A 26,395-nucleotide genomic window follows, 5' to 3' on the forward strand; every position below is an offset into this window, starting at 1 on the left:
CCTCCTAGATCCCGGCCGCCTTGCCCTCGCGGGCAGTTACCCGGCCGCGCAGCACGGTGGCTGACACCTGCGCCGGGAACGTCATGTCCTCGAACGGGGTGTTGTTCGAGATGCTCGCCAGTTCGGCGCCGCGCACCGTCCACTCGGCGTCGGGGTCGACCAGCGTCAGGTTGGCCGGTTCGCCGACCGCGATCGGGCGGCCGTGGTCGTCGAGGCCGACGATCGCGGCGGGCTTCTCGCTCATCACCCGCGCGACGCCGCGCCAGTCCAGCAGGCCGGGCGCGACCATCGTCTGCACGATGATCGACAGCGCGGTCTCCAGCCCCAGCATGCCGGGGCGGGCGGCGGCGAACTCGCAGCACTTGTCCTGCTCGGCGTGCGGGGCGTGGTCGGTGGCGACGCAGTCGATGACGCCCTCGGCCAGCGCCTGGCGCAGGGCGGTGACGTCGGCGGACTCGCGCAGCGGCGGGTTCACCTTGTTGACCGCGTCGTAGGTCTCCAGGCGCGAGTCGTCGAGCAGCAGGTGGTGCGGGGTGACCTCGGCGGTGATCGAGATGCCCTGGGACTTGGCCCATTTCACCAGCTCGACGGTGCCCGCCGTGGACGCGTGGCAGATGTGCACGCGGGCGCCTGCGTCGCGGGCCAGCAGCGCGTCGCGGGCGACGATCGACTCCTCGGCGGCGCGCGGCCAGCCGGCCAGGCCGAGCCGCGCGGCGTTGGGGCCCTCGTGCGCGACGGCGCCCTTGGTCAGGCGCGGCTCCTCCGCGTGCTGGGCGATGAGCACGCCGAGGGAGTTCGCGTATTCGAGGGCACGGCGCATGATCAGCGGGTCGTAGACGCAGTGGCCGTCGTCGGAGAACATCCGCACCTGGCCGACGCCCGCCGCCATGGTGCCCATCTCGGCGAGCTGCTTGCCCTCGAGCCCGACGGTGACCGCGCCGACCGGGAACACGTCGACCAGGCCCACCTCCTGGCCGCGCCGCCACACGTGATCGGTGATGACGTGCGAGTCGGCGACCGGGCTGGTGTTGGCCATCGCGAACACCGCGGTGTAGCCGCCCAGCGCCGCTGCGGCCGAACCGGTTTCGATGGTCTCGGTGTCCTCGCGGCCGGGCTCGCGCAAGTGGGTGTGCAGGTCGACGAAGCCGGGCAACAGGATCTGGCCCTCGCCCTCGATCACCTCGGCGCCTGCCGGTGCCTCGATGCCCGCGGCGATCTCGGCGATGACGGTGCCGCGCACCAGCACGTCCACTGGCTCGCCCTCACCGTAGGGCCGCACATTCTTGATCAGCAGCTCACTCACGCCACTACCTCCTGGGTGCCGACGAGCAGCCGGAACAACACGGCCATTCGCATGTGCACTCCGTTCGTCACCTGTTGCAGGACTGCCGCTTTCGGGGAATCGGCGACCGCCGACGCGATCTCCATGCCGCGCAGCATGGGACCGGGGTGCAGCACCACCGCTGCGTCGTCGAGCAGGCCCATCCGCCGCTCGGACAGTCCGTAGTTGATCGAGTATTCGCGGGCCGACGGGAAGAAGCCGCCGTTCATCCGCTCGGCCTGCACGCGCAGCATCATCACCGCGTCGGCGCCGGGCAGTTCCGCGTCCAGCGAGGTCGCGACCCGGCACGGCCAGCTCTCGACGCCCACCGGCAGCAGGGTGCGTGGCGCCACCAGCACCACCTCGGCGCCGAGGGTGTTCAGCAGCAGCACGTTGGAGCGGGCGACCCGGCTGTGCAGGATGTCGCCGACCAGCACGATCCGCTTGCCCTCGATGTCACCGAGGCGCTGACGCAGGGTCAGCGCGTCGAGCAGCGCCTGGGTGGGGTGCTGATGGGTGCCGTCGCCCGCGTTGATGATCGAGGGGGCGGCGCGGTTCTCCTCGCGCGCCCACTGTTCCATCCAGCGCGCGATCTGGTGCGCGGCGCCGGAGGCCGGGTGCCGCACGATGAGCGCGTCGGCGCCCGCCGCGTGCAGGGTGAGCGCGGTGTCGCGCAGCGATTCGCCCTTGGAGACCGAGGAACTCGAGGCGCTCACGTTGATCACGTCGGCGCTCATCCACTTGCCGGCGACCTCGAACGAGACCCGGGTGCGGGTGGAGTTCTCGTAGAACACCGTCATCACGGTGCGGCCGCGCAGGGTCGGCAGCTTCTTCACCTCGCGGCCGAGCAGGGCCTGTTCGAAGCGCTCGGCCTCGTCGAGGAGTTCGGTGGCGGTGCCGCGGTCCAGGTCGGCGACCGTCAACAAATGCTTCACTGCTGCCCCTCCTGGTGCAGGTACACACCGTCGTGTCCGTCGTGTTCGGTCAGCAGGACCGAGATGTCCTCGGCGCGCGAGGTCGGCACGTTCTTACCCACGTAGTCGGCGCGGATCGGCAGCTCGCGGTGCCCGCGGTCGATCAGCACCGCCAGCTGGACGGCGCGGGGGCGGCCGAGGTCGCGCAGGCCGTCGAGGGCCGAGCGGACGGTGCGGCCGGAGAACAGCACGTCGTCGACGAGGACGACCAGCGCGTTCTCGATGCCGCCGTCGGGCACGGAGGTGCGCTCGAGCGGGCGGTGCGGACGGGTGCGCAGGTCGTCGCGGTAGAGGGTGATGTCGAGCGAGCCCAGCGCGGGGCGCACGCCGGAGAATTCCTCGATCTTGGCGGCCAGCCGGTTCGCCAGCGTGGTGCCGCGGGTCGGGATGCCCATGAGAACCACCCGGGGAGCGTCGGCGTCGCCGGAATCCAGGGCGGTCTTCTCGATGATCTGATGCGCGATGCGCGCGACGGTGCGTTGCACGTCCGACGGCGACAACAGTTCGCGGCCGGCTGCCACCCACTCCGGAGTGTGCCGCTGCGATGTTTCGCCCGCGCCGGTTTTGGCCGCCCGTTCGGGCACAGCCATGCCGACCTCCTTCCCCGCCTCACCGGACGGTCCGTTAAAGGATGTCTAACTCGCGCTCCACCCTATCAGCGTCGCGACACCTCTTTGACCAGGTAGGCCCACCTGTGAGCGCCGACACGGACCGCGTGCCGCGCGTCGGCGTGCGGCTGTGATCACACGCCGCGCGAAACTGCGGTGATCACAGCGATTTCCGGCCCCGGGGACGCGGGACGCGCGATAAGTGCTTGCGGGCCGGCGCGGAGCCGGGGTGCAATCCCGCTGTGGAATCGCAGGGGTTGAACGGCCGGGTGGCGATCGTGACGGGCGCGAGCCGCCGGGCGGGGATCGGGTTCGCGGTCGCCCGCCGGCTGGCCGAACGGGGCGCATCGCTGTATCTCACGCATTGGGCGCCCCACGACGTGGACCAGCCGTGGGGCGCGGAGGACACCGCAGAACTGTGCCGGGAGCTCGCCGCGCTCACCGAGGTGGCCGATCTCGCGGTCGACCTGGCGGACCGCGAGGCGCCGCAGCGGGTGCTCGACGCGGCGATGTCGGCGTTCGGCCGGGTCGACATCCTGGTCGCCAACCACGCGCGCAGCGGCGGCGACGGCTCCCTGCTCGACGTCGACGCCGCCATGCTCGACGACCATTGGGCCGTCGACGCGCGCTCGGTCCTGCTGCTCACCCAGGCGTTCGCCCGGCACTATCGGGCCGACGCCGATCCGGTCCACGATCGCGGCCGCGTCCTCTGGCTCACCTCCGGTCAGCACCTCGGCCCGATGCGCGGCGAAATCGCCTACGCCGCGGCGAAATCGGTGCTGGCCGGGCTCACCCCGACGGTCGCCGACGAATTGATCGACCACGGCATCCTGCTCAACACGGTCAACCCGGGCCCCGTCGACACCGGCTACCTCTCCGCCGCCACCGCCGACCGCGATCTCGCCGTCGTCGACGCCGTCCACGCGGCCTTCCCCCGCGGCCGGGCAGGCACACCCGACGACCCCGCCCGCCTGATCGCCTGGCTGGCCTCCGACGAGGCCCGCTGGATCGTCGGACAAGTACTCGACTCCGAAGGCGGATTCCGGCGTTCCCGCTGGTGAGAATGCTTGTCGGGCGCCAGAGGCCAGAACTGTCCGACCCAGGGTGGTTGAACTGTCGTCACGGCGTGGCCGCGCGCAGGGCTCGCGCGAACCAGGTGAAGACCGGAGCGGGGTCCGGTTGCTCGGGCCAGCCGTTGACAGTGCCGAGCAGACGCCAATAGCGGTGCACGCGTGGGTCGTCGGCGACTTCGAGCCGTTCGAGGATCCAGCGGCGCAGCGTCAGGTCGTCGGGACGGCCGAAGGTGATCGCATAACGGTTGGTGAGCGCGTCCACCACGGTGGCCGCGGCGGCCGAGTCCGGGGCGATTCCGGCCTCGACGGCCGCGCCGACCCGCGCCAGGACCTCGGTGGTGAGTTCGTGATGCAGGCCGGTGGCGTCACCGGCGGCGCGTTCGCGTGCCTGATATTCGGCCATGCCGCGGACCGCTTCACGGAACTCCTCGTCCCGAACCAATTCGGCCAGCTCCATCCAGGCGGCGAGCTGGTCCGGCGTCGGATCGTCGGGCAGTTCGGGTACCGCCGCGCGGACCAGGTCGGCCATGGCGGGGTTGCCCGCGTGGCGGCCGAAGGTGTCATCGACGAATTCCTGGATGAGCCGGTGTCGTTCGGCGGCGGACAAAGCGGCGAGTCGGTGCATGAGATCCATCTCCAAGGTAGTCGGTTCCTTGGCGGCCACCGCCCGCAAGACCGCTCGTCGCACCCGCAGGGTCCGGATCTCCACGTCGAGCGCGTCGGCGTGGGCCCCCGCCACCTCGGCCATCGAGGCTTCGCGGGCCAGCACCCGGCGCACGGTGGCGAGATCGATCCCGAGAGCGCGCAGCGTGCGCACCAGTTCCAGACGGGCGAGAGCGGCGGCGTCGTAGCGGCGGTGACCCGCCCGGTCGATCATGGTCGGCGCCACGACCTCACGATCGGCGTAGAAGCGAATCGCCTTGACCGTCAGCCCGGTTCGCGCCGCCGCCTGCCCGATCGTGCACAGTGTGTCGTCGTCCATGGCGCTCAGCGTGCCGCCTCCCCTTGGGGGAGAAGCAAACCGGTTTCCTCGACGACGATGCGGGCGCCGGATCCCAACAGGTCGGCGGCGGTCAGGCCGAACAGGGCATGGAAGGTGTCGCTGAAATGGGAGGGGCTGGCGAAACCGGCGGCCGCCGCGGCAGTGGTGAGGTCGGCGCCGACGGCCACCGCCCGGCCGACGGCGAGCATGCGGGCCCAGACCCGGTAGCGGCGGAAGGTGGTGCCGGCCTGGGCGGAGAACAGATGCAGCAGCCGGGATTTCGACAGATGGACCGCGGCGGCGAGGTCGGCGGCGGAGATCGACGCGGCCGGGTCGGCGCACAGGAGGGCGGTCGCGGCGGCGATCCGAGGATCGAGGGCGGTACGTTCCGTGCCGGACGCCAGGGTGAGCAGGTCGGCGGGCGCGGTGTCGGCGCGCCGGATCAATGCGGATTCTTCGACATGGGCGACACCGAATCCGCCGATGTCCTCGCGCATCCGGGCCCGGCAGGCCGCCGCACGGGGTGAGCCGGGGTCGAGGTAGCAGAACAGCATGCGCCCGTCGGCGACGATCCGGTGCGGCGTACGCGGTGGAACCAGGACGCTGCGCACCGTGCGCGCGCCGATCGCGTCGGCCTCGATCGTGAACGACGCGTCGAGCCCGACCGCCAGACAGGCCACCGCCCCGGCGTGGCGGTCCAGCCGCAGCGACGGGCCCCGGTAGAGCGCGTGCCCGGCCCACAGCCACACCGTCGCCGAGGTTCGGCACGTTTCCGGAAGTGGCGCTGCGCCCATATCCGCCATCCTGGCACGAACGGTGTCGGAGGAAAGGGTGGACGCATGGTCGGCGAGGTCATCGGTGCGGTGTTGCTCGTGGTGGTGGGGACGGTGCATGTGCTGCCCGGGGTGGTCGCGGTGGCACCGGCGCGGGCCGCGACGGCCTACGGCACCGACGTGCCGAACCGGGATCTCGAGTTGTTGCTGCGGCATCGGGCGGTCCTGCTCGCGCTGGTGGGGATCGGGCTGATCGTCGGGGCGTTCGTGCCGTCGATCCGGGTGGCGATGATCGCGACCGGGATCGTCAGTACCGGTTCGTTTCTCGTCCTCGTCGCGACGATCGGTGCCGGTGAGCTGAACGCGCGGACGCTGCAGGTGGCACGAATTGATGTCGGCGCGCTCGCCGCGCTGGTACTCACCGCGCTGGTGTACGGGTTCGTCGGGTGAGGTCGGATATCCAGCGGCACAGGCGGATTCCGGCGGAGGCACACGGCGGAAGTAGCCGCCGGATCATCACTGTGACAGCTGGTTCGGGCCACCCTCGGCCCAGGTCGCCGTCTCCGGATCGACGCCGTGTGCCCGCGCGTTGGCGTCGATGACGGCGCTCAGCCAGCCGGTCAGGCCGGGCTCGATGGCGTCGTAGAACGCCCGGTACTCGGGGTCACCGACATAGCGGCGACCGAGACAGACGTGCATCGCGTGGGTGCAGTCGAAATAGACGGCGATCGACGCGCGATGCCGTTCGGCCAGCCGGTCGGCCGTGATGCTGCCGGGGCCGACGCCGGCGCGCAGGGCAGCGGCGAGGTCGGCGTGTAGCGCGGCGGTGTCGTCGGCGATGCGCTGCCAGTCCTGCGCGGACCGTTCCGCCGCACGTTCGGCGTACTGGGCCCACTGCGGTGTGTCGCCCCACCGATCGCGGGCCTCGTCGACCCAGGTGGGTTGCCAGTCCGCGCCGAAGATCGCGATCTGGTCCTCGGCGGAGAGCAGCAGCCCCGACTCCCGCGCCGCGATCATCCGGTCGACCGCGGCGGTCATCCGTCGCAGCTGCCGGGTCTTGGCGCGCAGGTCGTCGCGTTGGCGGCGCAGGGTGGCGAGGGCGTCGGCGGTGGGTGCGTCCAGTAGGTCGCCGATCTCGTCGAGGGGACACCGAGTTCGCGGTAGACGGTGACACGCTGGGCGCGCACCAGGTCGGCCGCGGTGTAGAGGCGATAGCCGGCGGGCGTGCGGTCGGACGGGTGCACCAGCCCGACCGCGTCCCAGTGGTGCAGCGTACGCGTCGTCACGCCGAGCAGTTCCGCCGCGGCGCCGACGGTGAGCGGTTCCGACACGTCATCCAGTGTGCCGTGCCGGACCGTCGTGATCACTCCGGCGCCTGGATCCCGATCGACCGCAGGTGCTCGGCCTCGGGACTGTCGGGATCGTAGGGCCGCGCCGCGGTCATGATCACCCGGATGTTCTCCGGCGTGCTGACCTCCAGCTCGACCGAATTCCAGGGCATCGTCCGAGGACCGGTCGTGCACCCCGGCGACACCCGCTCGCAGGCCGCCGCGATCTCCTCGAGCTCGTACAGGACACACGAGAAGCTGACGGTCATCGCGGGCGCGTGCGCCGGCCGCTCCCCCGGGACCAACAGGACGTCCTGAAACGCCCAGCGGCGCAGGTGGATCACGTGCCCGGGCGCGGCGAACAACTCGATGAACCCGAGTCCGTTGATCCACAGATCCGACGACGCCGCGAGGTCGGCGGTCGGCACGGTGACGAACATCGGCATGCCGTAGATGCCGCGAGACGGCTCCGGCGCGACGGCATCGGGGCCGGGAACAGGGACGGGACTGATCTCGAAAGCGGGATGAGGTGCGTTCATGAGAGCAGCGTGGACCCTCACGCTACGTCAGGGTCAAGCGTGGCCACGCACCGCGAGCACCACCCCCACGTCGGGATCGCCGACTGCCACGTCCCGGCCGAGCGGCACGATCATGTCGTCCCAGGCCACGAACTCGGTGCGCCAGCCGTGCTCGGCGAGCCACCGCTCGCCCGGGCGCTCGACATCCCCCGCCCCGGTGCCGCCGGCGACCAGCCGGCGCAGCTCGGCATAGGGCGGCGCGTCGTGGTCGACCACGAAACGGCTCAGGCCGAAGCGGCTGCGCGGCGCCGACAGCGCCGTCAGGTCGGCGAGGACCCGGCGATGCTCCGCGACGGGCAGATAGCCGAGCGCGCCCTCGTCGATCCAGTGGGTCGCCAGATCGGCACGAAAACCCTTCGCGCGCAATGCGGTCGACCATTCGGCGCGCAGATCGATCGGCAGGACGTGCCGTCGAGCCGTCGGCCGGGCCCCTGCCGCGCGCAGCACCGGTTCCTTGAAGGCGAAGAGTTCCGGCAGGTCGAGTTCGAAGACGGTGACCTCGGCGGGCAGATCCATCCGGAAGGCGCGGGTGTCCAATCCCGCGCCGAGCAGGACGATCTGGCGGCATCCCGCGGCCACGGCATCCGCCACCCGGTCGTCGACGAGCCGCACACCGACCGATCGTCCGGCGAAGAACTGCTCGGCCAGCGACTCCACCCTCGACCACCTGGCCGCGCCGTCGACCGTGCGGTGGAAGTCCTCGCGCGCCGCGGCCACGAACGCCGCGGCCAGCGGGTCGTCGTAGAGCCGGTCCGGTCTGCGGGACTCCCGCTCCCTGATCAGCGCGACACCGATTGCCGTCAGCGCCACTCCCGCAGGGGGTGCGTGTGCCATGAACCCTCCCAACTAACTAGCCGACCGGCTAGGTATCTCGGTCGTGTCCTGACGGTAGGCTTCTCCTAGCCGGTCGTCAAGCAGAAGGAACCAGGTGGACGGACGTCGTAGCGACACCAGAGAGCGCATTCGCGCGGTGGCGATGGAGTTGTTCTCCGAGCGCGGCTACGAGAAGACCTCGTTGCGTGAGATCGCCGAGCGTCTCGGCGTCACCAAGGCGGCGCTGTACTACCACTTCCGCACCAAGGAAGACATCGTCGTCAGCCTGTCCGACGATCTGCGGCGCGGGATCGACGACATCGTCAGCTGGGCCGAGCAGGCCCCGCCGGGACCCGAACGGGCCGAACAGATTCTGCGCCGCTACAGCACGCTGCTGCACAGCCTGGGTCGCGACATGGTGCGCTTCTGGCATGAGAACCAACCCGCCTTCCGCGACCTCGGATTCGGGGCGGGCCTGCGCTATCAGTTCCGGGTGCTGGCGGACCTCATGACCGCTCCCGAGCACGTGCCACTGGATGTCTATCACGCGAGGCAGGCGCTGCTGGCGATCAGCTGGAGCCTGTCGATGATGGGCGACCTCGACCTGTCCGACGACGAGATGCATTCGGCCGCAACCGACATCGCCGTCGACATCCTCGCGTGGATCCGGTAGCGCTCCGCTACAGCGGCGCCGGTGGTTCCGGGGTCGCCTGACGGGTGGGCAGGGCGGTGATCGTCAGCGCGAGCATGACCAGCGCGATCCCCGCCAGTTCGGCGACCGACAGGCGCTGACTCAGCGCGATCGCGCCGACGACGGCGGCCGTGGCGGGCAGCAGCGCCAGGAGCAGGGCGAAGCGGGCGCGGCCGACCGCCGTGAGCACCACCTGGTCCAGGGCGTACGGGATCGCGCTCGACAGGACGCCGACACCGAGCCCGAGCAGCCAGGTGCGGGGATCGGCGAAGACGGACGCGTCGATCGCCACCTGCGGGACGAGGACGAACGGCGCGAGCAGCACCGCGGCGGCGGCCATGCCGACGGCCAGGGAGTCCTGGCCGTCGCCCGTGTCGGCGACCCGCTTGCCGACCATGATGTAGCCGGCCCACAGCACGGCCGAGGCCAGCGCGAAACCGACCCCGACGGGCTCGACATCCAACTGCACCCCGGCCAGCAACACCACGCCGACGGCGACGAGCAGCACCGCGAGCACATCCCTGACCCGCCGGGACCCCAGCGTGGCCACGGCCACCGGGCCGAGGAATTCGATGGCCACCGCGGTGCCGAGCGGTATCCGCGCGATCGCCTCGTAGAACACGATGTTCATCGCCACCGTGACGACGCCGAACCCGGCCGCGACGGCGATCCCCCGCCGCGTCCAGCGGGCGCGCCACGGCTGCCGCCAGGCCAGCAGGGCGACGCCGGCCGCCGCCGCGCGCAACCACGCGACGGTCGCCGGTTCGGTCGTGTCGAACAGGAAGACGCCCAGCGCGGCGCCGACGTACTGGGAGGTCGCCGCGACGACGAACACCAGCGGCACGGACCAGCCCGGGAGGGCGGTCCGACGCGACCGCTCAGACGTCGATATCGCATTCATCCCAGGAGTAATCCACAGCTCTCGCCCGAAATCAACGCGTGTTCCCCGCCGACGGTCAGGGCTGCCCGACCCACCGGTCCAACGCGTCGCGCAATCCCGTGGCCGCGGTGTCGGCGGGTTCGTCGACGGCGGCGGCCCACCCGACGAAGGCGTCAGGGCGGAGGAGGATCGCGTCGGCGGGCCGTTCCTCGGTCTTGGCGGTGACGATCACGATCCGCGGCTCGCGACCACGCACCTGTTCACGCAGTTCCGCGCGGTCGGCGAGGTCGAGCAGGACAGGACGGCCCGCGTGCAGCAGCTCGGCGACACTCGTCTCGCCCTGATCGGTGAGCAGCGGCAGATCGGGCGCGAACGTGCCTGCCAGCGGGTGCGCGTCGGCGCCGGGCACCGGGTATCGCACGTCGTTGGCGGAGATCATGCCTGCGAGCCTGCGCAGGGCGGGTTCGTCGGCGAACAGTTCCTGGAACACCGCGCGCAACGCGTCGGCCGCCTCGTCCTGGCCGCGGCGCAGCGCCGCCTGGGCGCGGGTCTGCTGCAGTGCCCGGCCCGCCGCGGCGTGCCGTTCCTCGTGGTAGCTGTCGAGCAGCCCGGCCGGCGCCCAGCCCTGCACGGTGGCCGCGAGCTTCCAGCCCAGGTTGACCGCGTCGAGCATGCCCACGTTGAGGGCCGTGCCGGTGGCGGGCAGCAGGTGTGCGGCGTCGCCGGCCAGCAGCACGCGGCCGGACCGGAAGCGCTCGGCGCGCCGGGCCTGGAACTGATAGCGCGACAAGCGGATCGGATCGCCGAGGGGCAGCTCGGCGCCGAGGACCCGGTGGGCGCTGGCGGCGAGTTCGGCCAGGGTCAGCGGGTCGTCGTTGTCGTATTCGGTGCGGTCTTCCTCGGTGGTCTGGAAGAACATCGTCCGCTGCGCGGGATCGACCGGGCCGATGGCGAACACGCCGCGTTCGGTGCGGGTGAAGCCCGGCGAGATCGGGCCGTAGCCGGGCAGGTCGAGGCCGCCGTCGTCGCGGACGGGCACCGTGTCCGGCACCCTCACCATGCCGAGTCGGTTGACCTCGGGAAAGGTGTTGCCAGGGAAGGCGATCCCGGCGAGCTCACGGATCCGGCTGCGGCCGCCGTCGCAACCCACGAGATACCGCGCCGTCAGCGTGTAGGCACCCTCCGGCCCCTCGATCCGGACGGTGACGCGCTCCTCGTCCTGGTCCAGCGCGACCACCTCGTGCCCGCGACGGATCTCGGCACCGAGCTCGCCCGCCCGCTCGGCCAGCAGTTCCTCGACCCGCGCCTGCGGGATTCCCATCGCGTCCATCGGCCCGTCGGCGAGGCTCGTGAAATCGATGTGCATCCCACCGAAGGGGAAGATCGGCGCCGCGATCGGGGTGCCCACCGCCGCGAACCGGTCGAGCAGGCCGCGGTAGCGCAGCATGTCGAGAATCCGTCCGCCCAGGCCACTGGCCTTGTGCGCGGTACCGGGTACGGCGCGGCGTTCCAGCACGATCGGCCGCACTCCGGCCAGGGACAGTTCTCCCGCGAGCATCAGTCCGGCAGGTCCAGCGCCGACGACGATCACGTCGGTCTTCATCTCACGCACTCGTGTAACTCCCATATCCACTGGTCCGAACTGTCGACGAGCGATTGTGCAGGACACCCGGGGCCTTGCGGCAAGCCCCCGGGTCGGCTATACCTTGGAAGGGGCGGGGGGAGTTCTCATTCCGGTAGTCGATCCGCATCGCGCGCCGTCAGATACCTGTCGAGCTGGGCCGCACCGGCCAGCAGATTCCGGCTCCGCGTGACCAAGCGGTGCTGCCAGGCGTCCAGGAACGCGGTCAGCGCCTCCGGTCCGCCCGCCGCGCGCAACCGTGCCACGAACTGCGCGACCTGAGGCAGGCGGTATCCCCCGCGACGCAGTTGCCGCGCGATCTCGGCATCCCGCACGGCGTCGGGTCCGTAGTGCCGGTAGCCGGTCGAGGGGTCGCGGTCCGGGTGCAGGATGTCCGCCGCTTCCCACGTCCGCAGAGTTGCCGGGTGCACGCCGATGCGGCGCGCGAGTTCCCCGACGGTCAGCGCGGGGCCGGTGAGCGGGGCAGGTGGGGAACCGGACAGGGCGCCCAGCGCGCTCGCGACGTCGGCGCGGGTCGCGCGTTCGTCGAGCAGATCGGCGTGCGCCGCGTCGATCCGCCGGAACGCCGTCTCCGGATCGTCGCGATGGATCGCGCGCATGATCGCCGTCGCCGCCTGATGGCCGTGCCCGGCGCGCAGGGCGAGGAAGGCCCGCAGTGCCTGGGCGTGCAGCGGCGTGTACCGCCGATAGCCGGCGGCGGTGCGGTCGGCCGGGGGCAGCACGCCCGCGTCGTCGTAGTTGCGGACGGCCTGCGCCGACAGTCCGTGTTCGCGGGCGAGATCAACCGGCCGCAGGGTCCCGACCTCCGTTTGAAGGTTTACCATCCACCACCTGGTACTTCTCGGGGAAAGTTTCAATCGAACCTTCAACGATACTGTTCAAGGGCAGGACCTTCCGAAAGAGGAGAACATGTCTGCCTGCACATCGCTCGGTCACCCGCTCCACGATCAGGCCGCGCTCGGCCGCACGATCGACGAATTCCTGGCCGCCCGCCCCGGACCGCTCGACATCCTCGCGCTCGGCGAGCCGACCCACGGCATCGCCGCGTTTCCCTTGCTGCGCAACGAACTTCTCGCCCATCTCGTCGCCAGGGGGTTTCGCTCGATCGTGCTCGAGACCGACTACTTCACCGCGTCCGTGGTCGACGACTACGTCAACGGCGGCGCGGCCGACCTGGACACGGTGCTGGCGACCGGGTTCAGCCACCGCTTCGGCGCGGTCCCGGGCAACCGGGAGCTCGTCACGTGGTTGCGCACCCACAACGCCGAGCGCGCGCCGCGGGACCGCGTGCGGTTCCACGGGTTCGACGCGCCGCTCGAGCAGACCGACGTGCCGAGCCCGCGACACTCCCTCACCTCGGCCGTGAACCTCCTGCCCGTGGCCCTGCGCCCCGCCTCCGCCCAGGACCTGGACACACTGCTCGGCGAGGACGCCGACTGGACGAACCCGGCGGGCATCTACGACCCGTCGGCCTCGATCGGCGACTCCGACCGGGTGCCCGCCCTGCGCCTGGTCGCCGACGACGTCGCCAGCGCGCTGCGCCGCGCGGCGCCGCTCCTCGACCCGGCCGATCACGCCTCGGCCGTCGCGCACGCGCGCACCGCACAGGGCCTGCTGCGCTTCCACACGGCCATGGCCGACCTCGGCCCCGATCGGTTCGCCACCCTGCTCAGCCTGCGCACGGAGATGATGGCCGACAACCTGCTGGCCGTGCGCGCGGCCGAACAGGAACGCGGCCCGAGCCTGGTGTTCGCCCACAATGTGCACCTGCAGCGCGCGGTCTCCACCATGGCCATGGGTGACACGGCGGTCCGCTGGTGCAGTGCCGGCGCTCTCGTCGCGGGCGTTCTCGGCGACCGGTACGCCTTCCTCGCGTCCGATGCCAAGCCGCAGAGCACGCCCGACACACTGCAGGGACTGCTCGCCGCGGCCACCACGGGCCGCACCCTGTTCCCCGCACCCGCGCTGCGCGCCGCGCTCCCCGCGTCGACCACCGCGGACGCGCCGATCCTGCCGGGCCACATCCCGCTGGAGCCCGCCGACCTGGCGGGCGCAGACGCGGTCGTGTTCGTCGCCGACACCGACGGACGACGGCACGACTATTGGTGAGCTATTCGAACACATTTTCGAACACGGGGTAGACTGACGGCCATGTCGCTGCCCCTGCAAGGTTCACTGTTCGACGGTGAGGCGGTTGCGTTGGGTCCGATCGAGACGATCCAGCGCACCCAGCTCGACGCGACGGCCTGGGTGGACCTCCTCCCCGGCTGGCTCAGCGGCGCGAGCGAGGTGTTCGAGCGACTGGCCGAGCGGGTGCCGTGGCACGCCGAACGCAGGCCGATGTACGACCGCGTGGTGGACGTGCCGCGCCTGGTGTCGTTCTTCGGCGAACACGACCCGCTCCCCGACCGCATCCTCGTCACCGCGCGGGACACGCTCACCCGCCATTACGCCGAGGAACTCGGCGAGCCGTTCCGCACGGCGGGCCTGTGCTTCTACCGCGACGGGCGCGACAGCGTCGCCTGGCACGGCGACACGATCGGGCGGGGAGCCACCGACGACACGATGGTCGCGATCGTCTCGGTCGGCGCGCCGCGCGCCCTGCTGCTGCGCCCGCGCGGCGGTGGATCGAGCGTGCGGTTCACCGCCGGACACGGCGATCTGCTGGTGATGGGCGGCGCGTGTCAGCGCACCTGGGAACACGCGGTGCCGAAAACCGCCCGCCCGGTCGGCCCGCGCATCAGCATCCAGTTCCGTCCACGCGGGGTGCGCTGACCGGAACAGCGTTCGGCCACACCGGGTTCCACTCGACCGATCACGCGGCCTCGAGCACCGAGCGCACGAGTTCACGCACGCCCGCCCGCAGCCGGTCGACCTCGCCCGCCCTCGCCAGCTGTTGGGCGAGTTCCCCACCGAGGGTCGACAGGAGCAGCGCGCCGACGGTCTCGGCATCGATGTCCGGGCGCACCTCACGCAACAGCGTGGTGACGTGCTCGGCCCAGAACGCGTGGAACTCGGCACTGCGGGGATGCGGCGGCATGGCCTGGTAGGCGGCGATCAGCTCCACATCGTCGGTGACCATCCGGGTCATGGCGTCGAAGAAGGCCAGTAGCCGGTCGGTGGCCGGCGCGCCGGGGCCGAGTGGTGGCGGCCCGTCGGACACCGCGGTCATCAGCGCGATCGCACCCTCGGCCACGAGCTCGTACAGCAGGCCGGCCCGGCTGCCGAACCGGTGGAAGATCGTCCCCTTGCCGACGCCGGCGGCCGCGGCGACCCGGTCCATGGTGACTCCCGCCGCGCCGTGTTCGGCCAGCAGCGCGGCGGTGGCGTCGAGGATCGCTCGGCGGTTGCGCGCAGCGTCGGCGCGTTCGGTGGGGCGCGGCTCGGTCATCGATATCGCTTCCTCGGCACAGCCGATCCGTTGACAAGTTGACCGACGGTCCATATCGTTCGGATATCTGGACCGCTAGTCAACTTATGGAGTTCTGATGCGAGCAATCGTAATGACCACGACCGGCGCACCCGAGGTGCTGGCGCCTCGTGACCTCGACGACCCGGCACCCGCGGCGGGGCAGGTCCTCGTCCGCGCGTCGGCCGTGCCCGTGCTCTACCCCGAGACCAAGGTGCGCGCGGGCGCGTTTCCGTTCCCCGCGCCGCTGCCCGCGGTGTTCGGTTTCCAAGCGGCGGGCACGATCGTCGATCTCGGTGCCGGGGTCGACCCCGCGCTGCTCGGCGCGCGGGTCGTCGCCGCCACCAGCGGTTTCGGCGCGTACGCCGAACTTGTTGCCGCCGATCAGGATTCGGTGACGCTCATTCCGGACGGCCTCGGCACGGAGGCCGCGGCCGCCATCCAGATGCCGGGATCGGTCGCCCTGGCCCTGATCGCGACCGCCGCCCTCACACCCGGTGAGACCGTGCTGGTCGAGGCGGGCGCGACCGGCGTCGGCAGCTGCCTCGTCCAGCTCTGCGCGGCGCGCGGGGTCCGGGTGATCGCGACCGCCGGTGGCCCGGAGAAGGCCACGCTGGCGCGCGCACACGGCGCGGCGGCGGTGCTCGACCATGCCACGCCGGACTGGGCGGATCGCCTCGGCGAGGTGTTGTCCGGCGGCACCGTCGACGTGGTGTTCGACTCGATCGGCGGGGAGTCCCTGACACCGCTGCTCGACCATGTCACCCCGCTGCGCGGGCGCATCCTCAGTTATGGCTGGCTCGCCGGCGCCCCCGCGCAGCTCGGCGCCGCCGACCTGATTCTGCGCGGGCTCACCCTCACCGGCTGCGCCGGAGCGGCGTGGCTCGGCACCGTCGCCGCCCAGCGCTCGGCCGCGCTCGACGCCGCGGCACGTGGCCTGCTGAGTGTCGACATCGATGCGACGCTGCCGCTGGATGCCGCGGCCGAGGCGCATCGCAAGCTGGAGGACCGCGCGGCGTTCGGCGCGGTGCTGTTGCGCCCGTAGCCGATCGAGGCCGGTCCGGCTGAAACCCTCTCTGTTACTTGGCGATTCGACCATAATCGATATGGCGGAGCGGTGCGGACCGGGTGGGGGTGGCCGAGATGACATCCAGCAATGATCGAGAAATCCTGCGCCTGCGGATCGAATCCGAGATCTCCGACGCCGTCGGCGAACTGCCGGGCCGGTCGAAGAACGTCTACACCGCCCTGCTGCTGGACGGCCGCAGGCAGTGGCGACTGCTGCTGCACCGCTCCCAGCCCGCGCCCGCGAGCCGATGCGACGGGCTGTTCCTCGGTCCGCGCGGCGTGTTCGCCCTGAACATCGTCGACGAGTTGCCCGGTGCGGCGCAGATCCGCAGGCTCCGCGCCCAGGCCGAACAGCTGTTCGCCGGGGTCACCATCGCGCCGCACGGCAACGAATTCGTCTGCGAGACGGTCGAGTTGGTCTTCGTCCTGCCGGTCGGGCGGCAGCCGGCGACCGACGGCCGTTTCGTCGTCACCACGGACGCGACCCTGCGTTCCCTGCTCACCCGCGACCGGGTCATGACGGCCGCGGCGGTCGACGCGCTCGCCGAGCACACCGGCCGCCGCAGCACCGACTATCAGCTGATCCCGACTGTCGTCCCCGCGCGGGCCGCCGAGACCGACGGTCTGCTCGCGGCCGCCGATCTGCGCGCCGACCAGGTCACCCAGGCGCTGTCGAAACCGTTCCCGTCGTGGTTGGCATTTCTCGATCCCGCGCAGAACGCGCTGGTTTCGCGCAACTACAACGGTCCGGCGCGGATCGTGGGGCCGGCGGGGACGGGGAAGACCGTTCTCGCCCTGCATCGGATGGCGTATCGGTCGCGGCGCTCGACGGGGCCGCTGCTGTACACCACGCTGGTCAAGAATCTGCCGCCGTACCAGAAGACCGCTTTCGCGCGGCTCTCGCCACACACGGCCCACCGTGCGGAGTTCACGAACCTGCACGCGTGGGCGCGGGAGCTGCTCGTGCGTCGGCGAATCCCCGTCACCATGGACATGGATCAGGCGGACAACGCGTTCGCCAAGGCCTGGTCGCGGGCGGGTGCCCACGGACCGCTCGCCGAGATCTCCGTCGACATTCGATACTGGCGGGAAGAGATCGACCGCGTGATCAAGGGTCGCGGGCTCGGCCTCGACGACTTCGCCCACTATGCCGGTCTGCTGCGCCGCGGCAGAAGGGTGGCACTGCACGAAGGCAGCCGTGAGCTGGTGTGGGACCTCTACCGGCAGTATGAGCGTCTCCGCCTGGAAGCCCGGTTCCACGACGCCAATGATGTGATCGCCCTCGCGCTGAATCAGCTTCGCGCCGAACCGCTCGAGCGGCCGTACGCCATGGTGGTCGTCGACGAGGTCCAGGACATCACCGTTCAGAGTCTGCGGCTGGTGCGCGAACTCACCGGGAACGCGGCCGACGCGCTGCTGCTGGTGGGCGACGGACAGCAGCGGATCTATGCCGGTGGCTGGCGGCTGATCGACGCCGGTATCCGCGTCGTCGGCCGCAGCGAGATCCTGACGAAGAACTACCGCAATCGCAGGGCCATCGTCGAATTCGCCGCCGCGCTGCCCGGTGCCGCGTCGATCCGGGATCTGGAGCCAGAGGAAGGCCACCTCCTCGCGAGAGCCGAAACCGCGCTGCCCGGTGGCCGCGTCGACCACTGGGCGGGACCTTCCGACGACCTCCCCAGCGCCGTGATCGCCCAGATCGCAAGGCTGCGTGCCGAGGGGGTCGCCGACGAGGACATCGCGATCATCACCATGACCACGCTCGAGGCCGACCGGCTGCTGCTCGCGCTCAAAAGAGGCGGCATCCCCACCCAGAACATGGAACAGTTCCACGGGGCCGACGACGAAGCGGGCGTGAAGGTCGGCAACGTCTACCGCGCCAAGGGCCTGGATTTCCGCGCCGTCATCCACCCGTTCGCCGAACCCGCGCCCCCGACGACCGACGCGGAGCGTGAGCGTCACGAACTGACCATGCGGCGGCAGTTCGTGGCGGTGACCAGGGCCCGCGATTTCGTCTGGTTGGGCGTGGTCCGGGGCGGATGAGCGGGCCGACGGCGAGGTCGCGCGGCGAGAGCGGAAATCGGGGTTGCCGATCTCGTTGCTCGGCAACAGGATTCGGTTTCGGTGTGGCTGATCCAGGTCGTATCCTGGTAGGGTCCGCATTCGGTTGCACAGGGGGTCGTGGTGATCGTCGTTGTCGCGGACGAATCCGAGCTCGAAGGCGCAGAAGAGGTCGTCGCGGCGGCGATCCGGGACTGGACGTCCGAGGCGGGTGGTATCGCGGTTTTCCGCTGCCATGTGCCGGAGAGCCGCGGCGGATCCGTCGAGGTCGACGCGCTCGTGTGCACGCCGCAGGGCGCCACCGTCATCGAGGTGAAGGGGTTCACCGCCCGCCAGGACGGCACGCTCGCCACCCCGCCGAACGGCCCGTGGACGGTCGACGGCACGGAGGCCGCGCTCTATCACGCCGTCCGGGTGCCCAATCCGTTCGTCCAGGTGCGGCGGCAGGTGTTCGCCGCCAAGAACCTGCTGCAACAGTCCGGCATCTTCGGCTGGGTGAACGCGGTGGTGGTGCTGGTCCCCCAGCCCGGTTCGCGGATCACCCTCGAGGAATCGCGCATCGCCGACGGCTACCGCGCGGTGCTGATCGACCGCGACGATGCGTCCGCGCTGCACGACTACTTCCACGCTGAGACCGGACGCACGGTCCGGCTCAGCGTCAACGACGTGCGCCGGGTCTTCGACGCATTGAACCTCGCCCACCTGCTGCCGAGCCGGGTCGAGCTGGCGGATCAGGGATTCCCCGCCCGCCTCGCGCCGACCACCAGCAGCCGCCCCGCCCCGACCGCCCCCGAGCAGGAGGAGAAGAAGGACACCTCGGCGGTTCGCGCCGACGCGGGCGCCACGTCGCCGCTGAGTATCCGGGCGAGCGCGCCGGCGTTCCTCGCCGCGATCGATCGACTCGCGCATCGGCCCCGCAGGTCGGGCGAGCCGGACAGGGAACAGCGAATCCAGGACCCCGAAGCGGGTACCGGTGCCGACGACCGGTCAGCGGTTGATGCGGGTGCGTCGGGGTCGGTGAACGGGGCCGCTGCGGCTGAGGCCGCCGTCGATGACCGCTCGCGGGTCGCTGGTTCTGCCGGGGAGACCCACGGCGTCAACACAGCGCGGCAAGAACCCGCGAAGGGCCACGCCACATCCGGAGCCGACGCGGACGGCCGGAGCCATGGCGCGGAGTCGGCGACGGGCACCGTGGATGCCGAGCCCGCCTCAGCCGGTCCCGGTGGTCAGGGGAACGCGGCCGGGAAAGTAGCGCCCGCAGACACCGCTCCCGCGGATGACCACCGCGAGACGACCGATGGTTCGCAGACTGCCGAGAGCGGCAGTCGGTTCCTCGGAACGTCCGCCGGCCAAGCCGCCGCTGCCACGGCGACGGGCGGCGCGATCGTGGCAGCAGCAGGCGCATCCGCCGCCCGGAAGAGCGCGGAGGAAACCTCCACCCCACAGGCCGAGGGATCCGCGGAACCTGCTTCGCCGGAGACCGATACGACCCGAGCAGACGTCCCACCAGGCAGAGAGGCGGCGGAGGCGACAGCAGGAGCCACCAAGCCGGTTGATGGCGTACCCACTCCCCCGGCCCCGGTCTCGACTGCGGGCCCTGTAGGCGAAGCCGGCAGCAACGCTGCGGGTCCGGCAAATCCCGACGCGACTGCGGCAGAAGGTGCGGGGCCAGCCGCGGTAACAGCAGATGCGGCCGCCGGTGTAGTGGCGGCAGCGGACGCGGAAGGGCCCCATGCCACCCGTCAGAAAGCAGAAGACGAGGCACGCGAGGGCAGCGCGACAGGATCCTCGACCGTGGAAACCCCAGCCTCGCACCATGACCCGGGAGCGGGACCCTCGTCCACGGAAACGCCTGACTCGCATCATGATCCGGACGGGACCGGTGGCGCGGGCACCGATGGCGCGACAGCGGGCGAAACCGCCGGCCACGGTGCGGTTCCGAGCGAATCCGTCGCATCACGTGAATCCACCGAGCCCTCGGTCGCGAGCAGTCTCGGCCCACGGACCGCAGAGTCCGAGCCCGACGTCGTTTCGCTCATCAAGTCGCCGACGGCCGGGCGATCGGGCGAGCCGGACCTCCCGGCACCATCGGAGATCGCCACCACGCACGACACCGCGCGCGAAGACGGCCGGGAACCGGACCGCGACGGCGAGGACGCCTCGTGGCAACAGCCGGCGGAACCCTCCCATCGCGGGCGATCGTCCGCTGCGACCGCGACAGCGGCCGGGCTCGGGGCAGCGGCCGGTGCCGCGAGCGCCGCAGCTTGGTCGGCGCAGTCGTCGAGCGACCCTCGCCCCGCCCAGCAGTACGGGACCGGTGAGCAGTACGAGTCCGGCGAGCAGTACGACAGCTCGGAACACTGGTCGCAGTGGGTCGAGCAGGATCGGCGCGCCCCACGGCAGTCCCTGTCGAGCCGGGTGCGGGAACGCGTCGGCGGACGGTCGAGCGGGCCCTCCCTGCTCGACCGGTGGCGCAACACGCCGGTCCGCGAGCGGCGTCCGCGGCGCCGGGCGTGGGTGCGGATCGGTCCCGGCGTGGGACTGATCCTGTTCATCGTCCTGTTCGGGGCCGGGTTCTTCGCCATCACGGCGGTCAACGCGAGCCGGTTCGAGATGTCGGACTACGACCGGATGTGTGGCGACCGCAAACCGTTCCCCAATGCCGCGGAGTATCAGCGCGACGGCGCGCGGCCGATCTATCTGTCCGGCGAGCTGGCCACCATGGTGGCGACGAGCGAGTCCAGCGCGTGGCGGCCCAGCGACACCTCCTCGGTGCAGCTCATCGCCTGCATGCAGCAGGTGAGTCTGGGCGACCTCGTGGTGACCTGCCAGTATCCGCCCGCGCCCGGCGAACCCATCGGGCGCACCGTCAACCTGTTCCGGGCGACCTACGAGGTCACCGTCTACGAGTTGCGCACGGGGCGGGAGGTCGCGCGCGCGACCATGGCCGGCGAACGCTATTCGGCCGACCCCGCCAACACCGACCCGGATCGCTGCCGTGGCGCGGCCGACGCGCCGGACTATCTCGGCCGCAGGCTCGGTCAGCCGTCTACCGCTCAGGTCACGGGCTTCCTCGCGCCGCTGGTCCACGCCGACCGCTGACGCGCTTGACCTCGAGCGCACTCGAGGTAGCAAGATCACCGGGTGCCTCGCGCACGCCCGACACCGGCGCTACCCGGCGACGGTCGCGCCTCCGCCGGTTTCCCGTACACCCACCGGCGGAGGCCGTCGGGAACGACGACAGCCGCACACCCGAAAGGGCATGCGGCTGTCGCGGTTCGGGGATCAGGCCGAGAGCGTGATCTCCCATTCGAAGATCGTCAGATCCGACGCACCGGTGGTGTGCAGCGGATCGGTGTGCGCGAGCGCCGTTGCGGCGTCCAGGCTTTCGGCCGACACGACGTACGCGCCGCCCGTCCCGTCGGTGAACTTCCCGCTCTCCACCAGCTGCCCCTCGGCGAGGAGACGCTGCAGGAACTCGCGGTGCGGTTCGACCACGGACTCTTCGAAAGCCGGTGTGCGCATGACCATCACGAGGTACTTGTTGCTCACGCCCGGTCCTCCGGGGCGGGCCGCGCGGCACGGGTGGCCGCCGCGGCGGCGCGCACCTGCGGCGCCACCTGGACGACCTGGCCGAGCACACCGTTCACGAACGACGGCGAGTCGTCGGTGGACAGCTCCTTGGCCAGCTCGACGGCCTCGTCGACCGCGACCACCGGCGGAACGTCGGTGGCGTGGAACAACTCCCACACCGCGATCCGCAGAATCGCCCGGTCGACGGCGGGCAGGCGCGCCAGCGTCCAGTCCTGCAGGTAGCCCTCGATGGTGCCGTCGACCCGGTCCAGGTCGTCGGCGACGCCCTCGACGAGCACGCCCGTGTAGGCGTGCACCGGCGCCACGCTCTGGTCACGGGTGGCCAGTTCCGCGCGTTCGGCGAGCAGGTCCGAGACGTCGACGTCGCGCGCCTCCGCCTCGAACAGCAGGTCCACGGCCCGGCGGCGCGCCTTGTGGCGCGCGCCGAGCTTCTTGAACGAGCCCTTCTTGTCTGCCGGGGAGTCCGTCACGATCAGGCGTTGACGCGGCCGAGGTAGCTGCCGTCGCGCGAGTCGATCTTCAGCTTGTCACCGGTGTTGATGAACAGCGGGACCTGCACCTCGGCGCCGGTTTCCAGGGTGGCGGGCTTGGTGCCACCGGTGGACCGATCGCCCTGCAGGCCGATGTCGGTGTGCTGCACGAGCAGCTCGATGGTGACGGGGAGCTCGACGAACAGCGGCGCGTCCTCGTGCACGGCGACCTGCACACCCATGTTCTCCAGCAGGAAACGCGCGCCCTGACCGATGGTGGCCTCCGGGATGGAGATCTGGTCGTAGGTCTCGCCGTCCATGAAGATGTAGTCGGTACCGTCGTGGTACAGGTAGGTCATGTCGCGACGGTCGACGGTCGCGGTCTCCACCTTGACGCCCGCGTTGAAGGTCTTGTCGACGACCTTGCCGGACACGACGTTCTTCAGCTTGGTCCGCACGAAGGCGGGGCCCTTACCCGGCTTCACGTGCTGGAATTCGACGATCTGCTGGAGCTGACCGTCGATCTTCAGCACAAGGCCGTTCTTGAAGTCGCTGGTGTCCGCCACTGTCCTCGGATCTCCTCGTTCGTTACTGCGGTCTCTGGGACCGGCGTCACTCGACGACGGTCAGGTCTTTGCTGGTGAGGGTGAGCAGGTCCGGGCCCGCCTCGCGGACCACGAGCGTGTCCTCGATCCGGACCCCGCCGCGGCCGGGAAGGTACACACCAGGTTCGACGGTCACCGCCACGCCAGCAAGAAGTGTACCGGTACTCGTTTTCGCGACTCCCGGCGCTTCGTGGATCTGCAGGCCGACGCCGTGTCCGAGGCCGTGCACGAACTGCGGCCCGTACCCGGCCTCCTCGATGACGACCCGCGCCGCCGCGTCCACCTCCGAGGTCCCGGCCCCCGGCTTCAGCGCTTCCCTGCCGGCCCGTTGTGAGCGGGCGACCAGGTCGTAGATCTCGCGCTGCCAGTCCGCGGGGCGGCCGAGCACCAGGGTGCGGGTCATATCGGAGTGGTAGCCGTCGACGACCGCGCCGAAGTCGAGTTTCACGAAGTCGCCGGTGGCCAGCACGGCGCCGGTCGGGCGGTGGTGCGGGACGGCGGAGTTCACCCCGGTGGCGACGATGGTCTCGAACGAGACGGCCTCCGCGCCGTGCTCGAACATCGCCCACTCGAGATCACGGGCGACCTGCCGTTCGGTGCGTCCCGGGCGCAGCAGCCCGCGCTCGAGCAGGCTCGCCAGGCCCGCGTCGGCCGCCGCGCACGCCGCGCGCAGCTGCGCGATCTCGTAGGCGTCCTTGACCATGCGCAGCTGCTCGACCAGGCCGTTCGTCGGAACCAGCTGCAGGCCGGTCCGCTGTTCCACGAACGACTGGTGCTCGGCGACGGTCACCACATGGCTCTCGAAGCCGACGCGGCCGAGCTGCCACTCACCGGCCAGCTCCAGGATGCGGCGCGCGGTGGCGCGGGCGATCTCGGCCCGCAGGTCCGGGACCTGCGCCGCGACCTGCGCGGAGTAGCGGCCGTCGGTGCCGATGACGGTGCGCTCCTCGGCGCCGCGCATGTCCCACGAGTGCACCAGCAGGACCGCGTTCGAGCCGGTGAAGCCGGTCAGGTAGCGGATGTTGACCAGATCGGTCACCAGCAGCGCGTCGACGCCGTTCTCCACCAGCAGGCTCCGCAGGGCGCCACGCCGTGCCGCGTGGTCTGGGCCCGTGTAGTCAGCACACATGGGTCAACGCTACCGCTGAACCGACGACACGTCGGCGGCGCGTTCCGCGCGGTGGGCGCGTCGGTCGACCCGAAATTGACCATGTGGATATTCACAGGGGCCGGAGTTGTCCACATTCGCGATCGCGACCTGGATCGGGCGGGCTGCGCCCAGCACGATCGACACATGACCACTGCCGCGTTCTGCCTGCTCATCGCCTGGTGTGTGCTGCTGGGCGTCATCGATGTCCATGCCAGGCGGCTCCCCAACGCCCTCACCGGCGTCGGGGCCGCCGCGGTGTTCCTGTACGCCCTGTACACAGGGCAACCGGCCACCGCGGTGATCGGCGCCGCGCTGCTGACCATGCCGTATCTCGTCACGCACCTGCTCTCCCCCGCCGCGCTGGGCGCCGGGGATGTGAAGCTGGCGGTCTCGCTGGGCGGCGCCGCCGCGCTCGCGGGCGCGACCGCCTGGGTGTGGGCCGCGCTGGCCGCACCGCTGCTCACGGCCCTCGCCGCGGTCCTCGTCCTCGGACGGGATCGGCTGCGGGCCGCCCGGGGCCACGGCGACGAGTGCCGTCGGCGGGTCGCCGGGCGGGTGGTGCCCCACGGGCCGGCCATGTGCCTGGCGACGGTCACCGCGATGGCGCTGGCATGAGCGCGCAGCCGTTCGAGATGTCCGCATCGGTGGGGCGGGAATCGGGCGCCGACGACGCCCCGAACGCCGCGCCGACGCGCCGGGCGGTGCCGCACACCGCTGACCCGCGAGCCGCGCGGAGCGAGCCGATGCACCACGATCGGGGCGGTGGTCGCCACCGCGCGGCCCGCCGCGCCACCAGCGTGCCGCTCGTCACGTCGGACCGCGTGCCCGACCACGCGCGCCGACATGGGAAGATGGTCGGCGTGTTGCGCTGGATAACTGCCGGAGAATCCCATGGTCCCGCTCTCGTCGCCCTCCTGGAAGGGATGGTCGCCGGAGTCGAGGTGACATCGGACGACGTCTCCGCACAGCTCGCGCGCCGCAGGCTCGGCTACGGGCGCGGCGCCCGCATGAAGTTCGAGGCCGACAAGGTCACGCTGGTCGGCGGCGTGCGCCACGGCCGGACCATGGGTGGTCCGGTCGCGATCGAGATCGCCAATTCCGAGTGGCCGAAGTGGACCGAAGTGATGTCGGCCGACCCGGTCGACGAGACCGCGCTCGCCGGCATGGCGCGCAACGCGCCGCTCACCCGTCCGCGTCCCGGCCACGCCGACTACTCGGGCATGCTCAAGTACAACTTCGACGACGCCAGGCCGGTGCTCGAGCGGGCCAGCGCGCGGGAGACCGCGGCGCGCGTCGCCGCGGGCACCGTGGCGCGTAACTTCCTGCGCCAGGCCTTCGGCGTCGAGGTGATCTCGCACGTGGTCTCGATCGGCACCGCGGCCAACACCACCGGCGTCACGCCGGGCGCGCACGACCTCGACGCCATCGACGCCAGCCCGGTGCGCGCGTTCGACGCCGACGCCGAGGCGGCGATGATCGCCGAGATCGAAGCGGCCAAGAAGGACGGCGACACCCTCGGTGGCGTCGTCGAGGTGATCGTCGACGGCCTGCCGATCGGACTCGGCTCCTTCACCAGCGGCGAGCAGCGGCTCGACTCGCGACTGGCCGCCGCGCTCATGGGCATTCAGGCCATCAAGGGTGTCGAGGTGGGCGACGGTTTCGAGACCGCGCGCCGGCGCGGCAGCCAGGCACACGACGAGATGCGGCCCGGTCCCGACGGCGTGCTGCGCTCCACCAATCGGGCAGGCGGGCTCGAGGGCGGCATGACCAACGGCGAGGCCCTGCGGGTGCGCGCCGCGATGAAGCCGATCTCCACCGTGCCCCGCGCGCTGGCGACCGTCGACATGTCCAGCGGCGAGGAAGCCGTCGCCATCCACCAGCGCTCCGACGTGTGCGCGGTGCCCGCGGCCGCCGTGGTCGCCGAATCGATGGTGGCGCTGGTGCTCGCCCAGGCCGCGCTGGAGAAGTTCGGCGGCGACTCGCTGGCCGAGACCGTCGACAACATCACCAGCTACGTCAAGCGGATCGGCAACCGCCCACACGTGCCCGCGGACAGCCGTATCCCGTGACCGGGCAGGGGCAGCAGGGGGCCGCGGAGGACACCGACGCGGGCCCCTCACCGAACGTCGGCGCTCCCCGACCCGACACCGCACCGCACCCGACCGCCCACGCGGACCCGGCAGCCGACCGGGTCGTGGACGAGCCCGCTCCCGGCGCGGAAGCCGGCGCCTCCGAGGACGGCACGTCCCCGGGCGTGCTCGCGGGGGCTGAAAATGACCGCACCGCAGGCACTCCCACGCGCGCCCCGGCCACCGGCGACTCCACGGCGAGTGCCGTCGCGGACAGTCACACCGCCGCTGGTCCTCGCGCGGAAG

At 71.3% G+C, this 26,395-nt stretch carries 27 protein-coding genes; 10 read left to right on the top strand and 17 right to left on the bottom strand.

The window, feature by feature from the left end; all coding sequences use genetic code 11:
* Nucleotides 1–4 precede the first annotated feature (4 nt).
* The 3 genes from DFR69_RS01315 to pyrR are packed head-to-tail and all read right to left on the bottom strand — an operon-like array spanning nucleotide 5 to nucleotide 2,885.
* A complete protein-coding gene (locus DFR69_RS01315; RefSeq protein WP_110035551.1) occupies nucleotides 5–1,303 on the bottom strand; it encodes a dihydroorotase in 1,299 nt (432 codons plus the stop codon).
* Nucleotides 1,300–2,256 (bottom strand): aspartate carbamoyltransferase catalytic subunit, encoded by a 957-nt coding sequence (locus tag DFR69_RS01320; protein ID WP_110035552.1) that lies wholly within the window; start codon nucleotides 2,254–2,256, stop codon nucleotides 1,300–1,302. The genes DFR69_RS01315 and DFR69_RS01320 overlap by 4 nt, the downstream gene beginning before the upstream one ends.
* On the bottom strand, nucleotides 2,253–2,885 hold the full coding sequence (pyrR, locus tag DFR69_RS01325; protein ID WP_244198026.1) for a bifunctional pyr operon transcriptional regulator/uracil phosphoribosyltransferase PyrR: 633 nt from the start codon (nucleotides 2,883–2,885) through the stop codon (nucleotides 2,253–2,255). Before pyrR ends, DFR69_RS01320 begins: the two co-directional genes overlap by 4 nt.
* Before the next feature lie 260 nt (nucleotides 2,886–3,145).
* On the opposite strand from pyrR, the gene DFR69_RS01330 reads away from it, so the two are divergent.
* A complete protein-coding gene (locus DFR69_RS01330; protein WP_110035553.1) occupies nucleotides 3,146–3,964 on the top strand; it encodes an SDR family oxidoreductase in 819 nt (272 codons plus the stop codon).
* Nucleotides 3,965–4,022: 58 nt separating this feature from the next.
* On the opposite strand, the gene DFR69_RS01335 is transcribed toward DFR69_RS01330, so the two are convergent.
* Entirely contained in the window at nucleotides 4,023–4,958 is a 936-nt protein-coding gene (locus tag DFR69_RS01335; protein WP_110035554.1) for a helix-turn-helix domain-containing protein, read from the bottom strand.
* Nucleotides 4,959–4,963: 5 nt separating this feature from the next.
* On the bottom strand, nucleotides 4,964–5,752 hold the full coding sequence (locus tag DFR69_RS01340) for a helix-turn-helix domain-containing protein (protein ID WP_167456122.1): 789 nt from the start codon (nucleotides 5,750–5,752) through the stop codon (nucleotides 4,964–4,966).
* A 45-nt stretch (nucleotides 5,753–5,797) separates the two neighbouring features.
* Here DFR69_RS01340 and DFR69_RS01345 point away from each other — a divergent pair, with 45 nt between their 5' ends.
* Nucleotides 5,798–6,181, top strand: coding sequence for a hypothetical protein (locus DFR69_RS01345; protein ID WP_110035555.1), 384 nt, complete (start codon nucleotides 5,798–5,800; stop codon nucleotides 6,179–6,181).
* A gap of 66 nt (nucleotides 6,182–6,247) precedes the next feature.
* On the opposite strand, the gene DFR69_RS35635 is transcribed toward DFR69_RS01345, so the two are convergent.
* Genes DFR69_RS35635 through DFR69_RS01360 form a run of 4 tightly spaced genes read right to left on the bottom strand, consistent with a single transcriptional unit; the run spans nucleotide 6,248 to nucleotide 8,471 of the window.
* Nucleotides 6,248–6,769, bottom strand: coding sequence for a TipAS antibiotic-recognition domain-containing protein (locus DFR69_RS35635; protein ID WP_308633279.1), 522 nt, complete (start codon nucleotides 6,767–6,769; stop codon nucleotides 6,248–6,250).
* Nucleotides 6,766–7,062, bottom strand: coding sequence for a MerR family transcriptional regulator (locus DFR69_RS35640; protein WP_308633280.1), 297 nt, complete (start codon nucleotides 7,060–7,062; stop codon nucleotides 6,766–6,768). Before DFR69_RS35640 ends, DFR69_RS35635 begins: the two co-directional genes overlap by 4 nt.
* A gap of 32 nt (nucleotides 7,063–7,094) precedes the next feature.
* Complete coding sequence (locus DFR69_RS01355) at nucleotides 7,095–7,598, bottom strand: VOC family protein (protein ID WP_110035556.1); 504 nt, start codon at nucleotides 7,596–7,598, stop codon at nucleotides 7,095–7,097.
* A 33-nt stretch (nucleotides 7,599–7,631) separates the two neighbouring features.
* Nucleotides 7,632–8,471 carry an SAM-dependent methyltransferase gene (locus DFR69_RS01360; RefSeq protein ID WP_110035557.1) on the bottom strand — a complete coding sequence of 280 codons (840 nt, stop codon included), beginning with the start codon at nucleotides 8,469–8,471 and terminating at the stop codon, nucleotides 7,632–7,634.
* 94 nt (nucleotides 8,472–8,565) lie between these two features.
* On the opposite strand from DFR69_RS01360, the gene DFR69_RS01365 reads away from it, so the two are divergent.
* On the top strand, nucleotides 8,566–9,123 hold the full coding sequence (locus tag DFR69_RS01365) for a TetR/AcrR family transcriptional regulator (RefSeq protein WP_208643885.1): 558 nt from the start codon (nucleotides 8,566–8,568) through the stop codon (nucleotides 9,121–9,123).
* Nucleotides 9,124–9,130: 7 nt separating this feature from the next.
* Here the strand turns inward: DFR69_RS01365 and DFR69_RS01370 are convergent, their stop codons facing one another.
* The 3 genes from DFR69_RS01370 to DFR69_RS01380 all read right to left on the bottom strand — a co-directional run bounded on the left by DFR69_RS01370 (nucleotide 9,131) and on the right by DFR69_RS01380 (nucleotide 12,457).
* Nucleotides 9,131–10,042, bottom strand: a complete 912-nt coding sequence (locus tag DFR69_RS01370) for an EamA family transporter (RefSeq protein ID WP_110035559.1) — start codon at nucleotides 10,040–10,042, stop codon at nucleotides 9,131–9,133.
* Between the two features lie 55 nt (nucleotides 10,043–10,097).
* Nucleotides 10,098–11,624 carry an FAD-dependent monooxygenase gene (locus tag DFR69_RS01375; RefSeq protein ID WP_110035560.1) on the bottom strand — a complete coding sequence of 509 codons (1,527 nt, stop codon included), beginning with the start codon at nucleotides 11,622–11,624 and terminating at the stop codon, nucleotides 10,098–10,100.
* Between the two features lie 125 nt (nucleotides 11,625–11,749).
* Complete coding sequence (locus DFR69_RS01380; protein WP_110036067.1) at nucleotides 11,750–12,457, bottom strand: MerR family transcriptional regulator; 708 nt, start codon at nucleotides 12,455–12,457, stop codon at nucleotides 11,750–11,752.
* A 115-nt stretch (nucleotides 12,458–12,572) separates the two neighbouring features.
* On the opposite strand from DFR69_RS01380, the gene DFR69_RS01385 reads away from it, so the two are divergent.
* Nucleotides 12,573–13,772: an erythromycin esterase family protein gene (locus DFR69_RS01385; protein WP_110035561.1), complete on the top strand. Its 1,200-nt coding sequence runs from the start codon at nucleotides 12,573–12,575 to the stop codon at nucleotides 13,770–13,772.
* A gap of 42 nt (nucleotides 13,773–13,814) precedes the next feature.
* On the top strand, nucleotides 13,815–14,438 hold the full coding sequence (locus tag DFR69_RS01390) for an alpha-ketoglutarate-dependent dioxygenase AlkB (RefSeq protein WP_110035562.1): 624 nt from the start codon (nucleotides 13,815–13,817) through the stop codon (nucleotides 14,436–14,438).
* 40 nt (nucleotides 14,439–14,478) lie between these two features.
* On the opposite strand, the gene DFR69_RS01395 is transcribed toward DFR69_RS01390, so the two are convergent.
* Nucleotides 14,479–15,054: a TetR/AcrR family transcriptional regulator gene (locus DFR69_RS01395; RefSeq protein ID WP_110035563.1), complete on the bottom strand. Its 576-nt coding sequence runs from the start codon at nucleotides 15,052–15,054 to the stop codon at nucleotides 14,479–14,481.
* A gap of 97 nt (nucleotides 15,055–15,151) precedes the next feature.
* Between DFR69_RS01395 and DFR69_RS01400 the strand changes: the two genes are divergently transcribed.
* The 3 genes from DFR69_RS01400 to DFR69_RS01410 all read left to right on the top strand — a co-directional run bounded on the left by DFR69_RS01400 (nucleotide 15,152) and on the right by DFR69_RS01410 (nucleotide 21,303).
* The gene (locus DFR69_RS01400; protein ID WP_244198027.1) at nucleotides 15,152–16,117 is read left to right on the top strand and encodes a quinone oxidoreductase family protein; all 966 of its coding nucleotides are present in this window, start codon (nucleotides 15,152–15,154) and stop codon (nucleotides 16,115–16,117) included.
* Nucleotides 16,118–16,215: 98 nt separating this feature from the next.
* Entirely contained in the window at nucleotides 16,216–18,183 is a 1,968-nt protein-coding gene (locus DFR69_RS01405; RefSeq protein WP_146229179.1) for a UvrD-helicase domain-containing protein, read from the top strand.
* Nucleotides 18,184–18,324: 141 nt separating this feature from the next.
* Nucleotides 18,325–21,303 (top strand): NERD domain-containing protein, encoded by a 2,979-nt coding sequence (locus tag DFR69_RS01410; protein ID WP_167456123.1) that lies wholly within the window; start codon nucleotides 18,325–18,327, stop codon nucleotides 21,301–21,303.
* Nucleotides 21,304–21,486: 183 nt separating this feature from the next.
* On the opposite strand, the gene DFR69_RS01415 is transcribed toward DFR69_RS01410, so the two are convergent.
* The 4 genes from DFR69_RS01415 to DFR69_RS01430 are packed head-to-tail and all read right to left on the bottom strand — an operon-like array spanning nucleotide 21,487 to nucleotide 23,999.
* Complete coding sequence (locus DFR69_RS01415; protein WP_244198028.1) at nucleotides 21,487–21,753, bottom strand: YciI family protein; 267 nt, start codon at nucleotides 21,751–21,753, stop codon at nucleotides 21,487–21,489.
* Nucleotides 21,750–22,265 carry a transcription antitermination factor NusB gene (nusB, locus tag DFR69_RS01420; protein WP_110035567.1) on the bottom strand — a complete coding sequence of 172 codons (516 nt, stop codon included), beginning with the start codon at nucleotides 22,263–22,265 and terminating at the stop codon, nucleotides 21,750–21,752. The genes DFR69_RS01415 and nusB overlap by 4 nt, the downstream gene beginning before the upstream one ends.
* Nucleotides 22,266–22,267: 2 nt before the next feature.
* Entirely contained in the window at nucleotides 22,268–22,831 is a 564-nt protein-coding gene (gene efp, locus DFR69_RS01425) for an elongation factor P (protein WP_110035568.1), read from the bottom strand.
* 46 nt (nucleotides 22,832–22,877) lie between these two features.
* Nucleotides 22,878–23,999, bottom strand: a complete 1,122-nt coding sequence (locus tag DFR69_RS01430) for a M24 family metallopeptidase (protein WP_110035569.1) — start codon at nucleotides 23,997–23,999, stop codon at nucleotides 22,878–22,880.
* A gap of 165 nt (nucleotides 24,000–24,164) precedes the next feature.
* Here DFR69_RS01430 and DFR69_RS01435 point away from each other — a divergent pair, with 165 nt between their 5' ends.
* The gene (locus tag DFR69_RS01435; RefSeq protein ID WP_110035570.1) at nucleotides 24,165–24,635 is read left to right on the top strand and encodes a prepilin peptidase; all 471 of its coding nucleotides are present in this window, start codon (nucleotides 24,165–24,167) and stop codon (nucleotides 24,633–24,635) included.
* A gap of 245 nt (nucleotides 24,636–24,880) precedes the next feature.
* On the top strand, nucleotides 24,881–26,089 hold the full coding sequence (aroC, locus tag DFR69_RS01440; protein ID WP_110036069.1) for a chorismate synthase: 1,209 nt from the start codon (nucleotides 24,881–24,883) through the stop codon (nucleotides 26,087–26,089).
* Nucleotides 26,090–26,395: the final 306 nt, after the last annotated feature.

Origin of the sequence: Nocardia neocaledoniensis, from assembly GCF_003182135.1 — a bacterium.
Taxonomy (GTDB): domain Bacteria; phylum Actinomycetota; class Actinomycetes; order Mycobacteriales; family Mycobacteriaceae; genus Nocardia; species Nocardia neocaledoniensis.

What these genes read in the sequence shown, in the direction of transcription:
- pyrR (WP_244198026.1), bottom strand. Translation starts at nt 2,885, where the DNA reads ATGGCTGTGCCCGAACGGGCGGCCAAAACCGGCGCGGGCGAAACATCG.
- DFR69_RS01335 (WP_110035554.1), bottom strand. Translation starts at nt 4,958, where the DNA reads ATGGACGACGACACACTGTGCACGATCGGGCAGGCGGCGGCGCGAACC.
- DFR69_RS01340 (WP_167456122.1), bottom strand. Translation starts at nt 5,752, where the DNA reads ATGGGCGCAGCGCCACTTCCGGAAACGTGCCGAACCTCGGCGACGGTG.
- DFR69_RS01345 (WP_110035555.1), top strand. Translation starts at nt 5,798, where the DNA reads ATGGTCGGCGAGGTCATCGGTGCGGTGTTGCTCGTGGTGGTGGGGACG.
- DFR69_RS35635 (WP_308633279.1), bottom strand. Translation starts at nt 6,769, where the DNA reads ATGACCGCCGCGGTCGACCGGATGATCGCGGCGCGGGAGTCGGGGCTG.
- DFR69_RS01355 (WP_110035556.1), bottom strand. Translation starts at nt 7,598, where the DNA reads ATGAACGCACCTCATCCCGCTTTCGAGATCAGTCCCGTCCCTGTTCCC.
- DFR69_RS01360 (WP_110035557.1), bottom strand. Translation starts at nt 8,471, where the DNA reads ATGGCACACGCACCCCCTGCGGGAGTGGCGCTGACGGCAATCGGTGTC.
- DFR69_RS01370 (WP_110035559.1), bottom strand. Translation starts at nt 10,042, where the DNA reads ATGAATGCGATATCGACGTCTGAGCGGTCGCGTCGGACCGCCCTCCCG.
- DFR69_RS01375 (WP_110035560.1), bottom strand. Translation starts at nt 11,624, where the DNA reads ATGAAGACCGACGTGATCGTCGTCGGCGCTGGACCTGCCGGACTGATG.
- DFR69_RS01385 (WP_110035561.1), top strand. Translation starts at nt 12,573, where the DNA reads ATGTCTGCCTGCACATCGCTCGGTCACCCGCTCCACGATCAGGCCGCG.
- DFR69_RS01390 (WP_110035562.1), top strand. Translation starts at nt 13,815, where the DNA reads ATGTCGCTGCCCCTGCAAGGTTCACTGTTCGACGGTGAGGCGGTTGCG.
- DFR69_RS01395 (WP_110035563.1), bottom strand. Translation starts at nt 15,054, where the DNA reads ATGACCGAGCCGCGCCCCACCGAACGCGCCGACGCTGCGCGCAACCGC.
- DFR69_RS01400 (WP_244198027.1), top strand. Translation starts at nt 15,152, where the DNA reads ATGCGAGCAATCGTAATGACCACGACCGGCGCACCCGAGGTGCTGGCG.
- DFR69_RS01405 (WP_146229179.1), top strand. Translation starts at nt 16,216, where the DNA reads ATGACATCCAGCAATGATCGAGAAATCCTGCGCCTGCGGATCGAATCC.
- DFR69_RS01430 (WP_110035569.1), bottom strand. Translation starts at nt 23,999, where the DNA reads ATGTGTGCTGACTACACGGGCCCAGACCACGCGGCACGGCGTGGCGCC.
- DFR69_RS01435 (WP_110035570.1), top strand. Translation starts at nt 24,165, where the DNA reads ATGACCACTGCCGCGTTCTGCCTGCTCATCGCCTGGTGTGTGCTGCTG.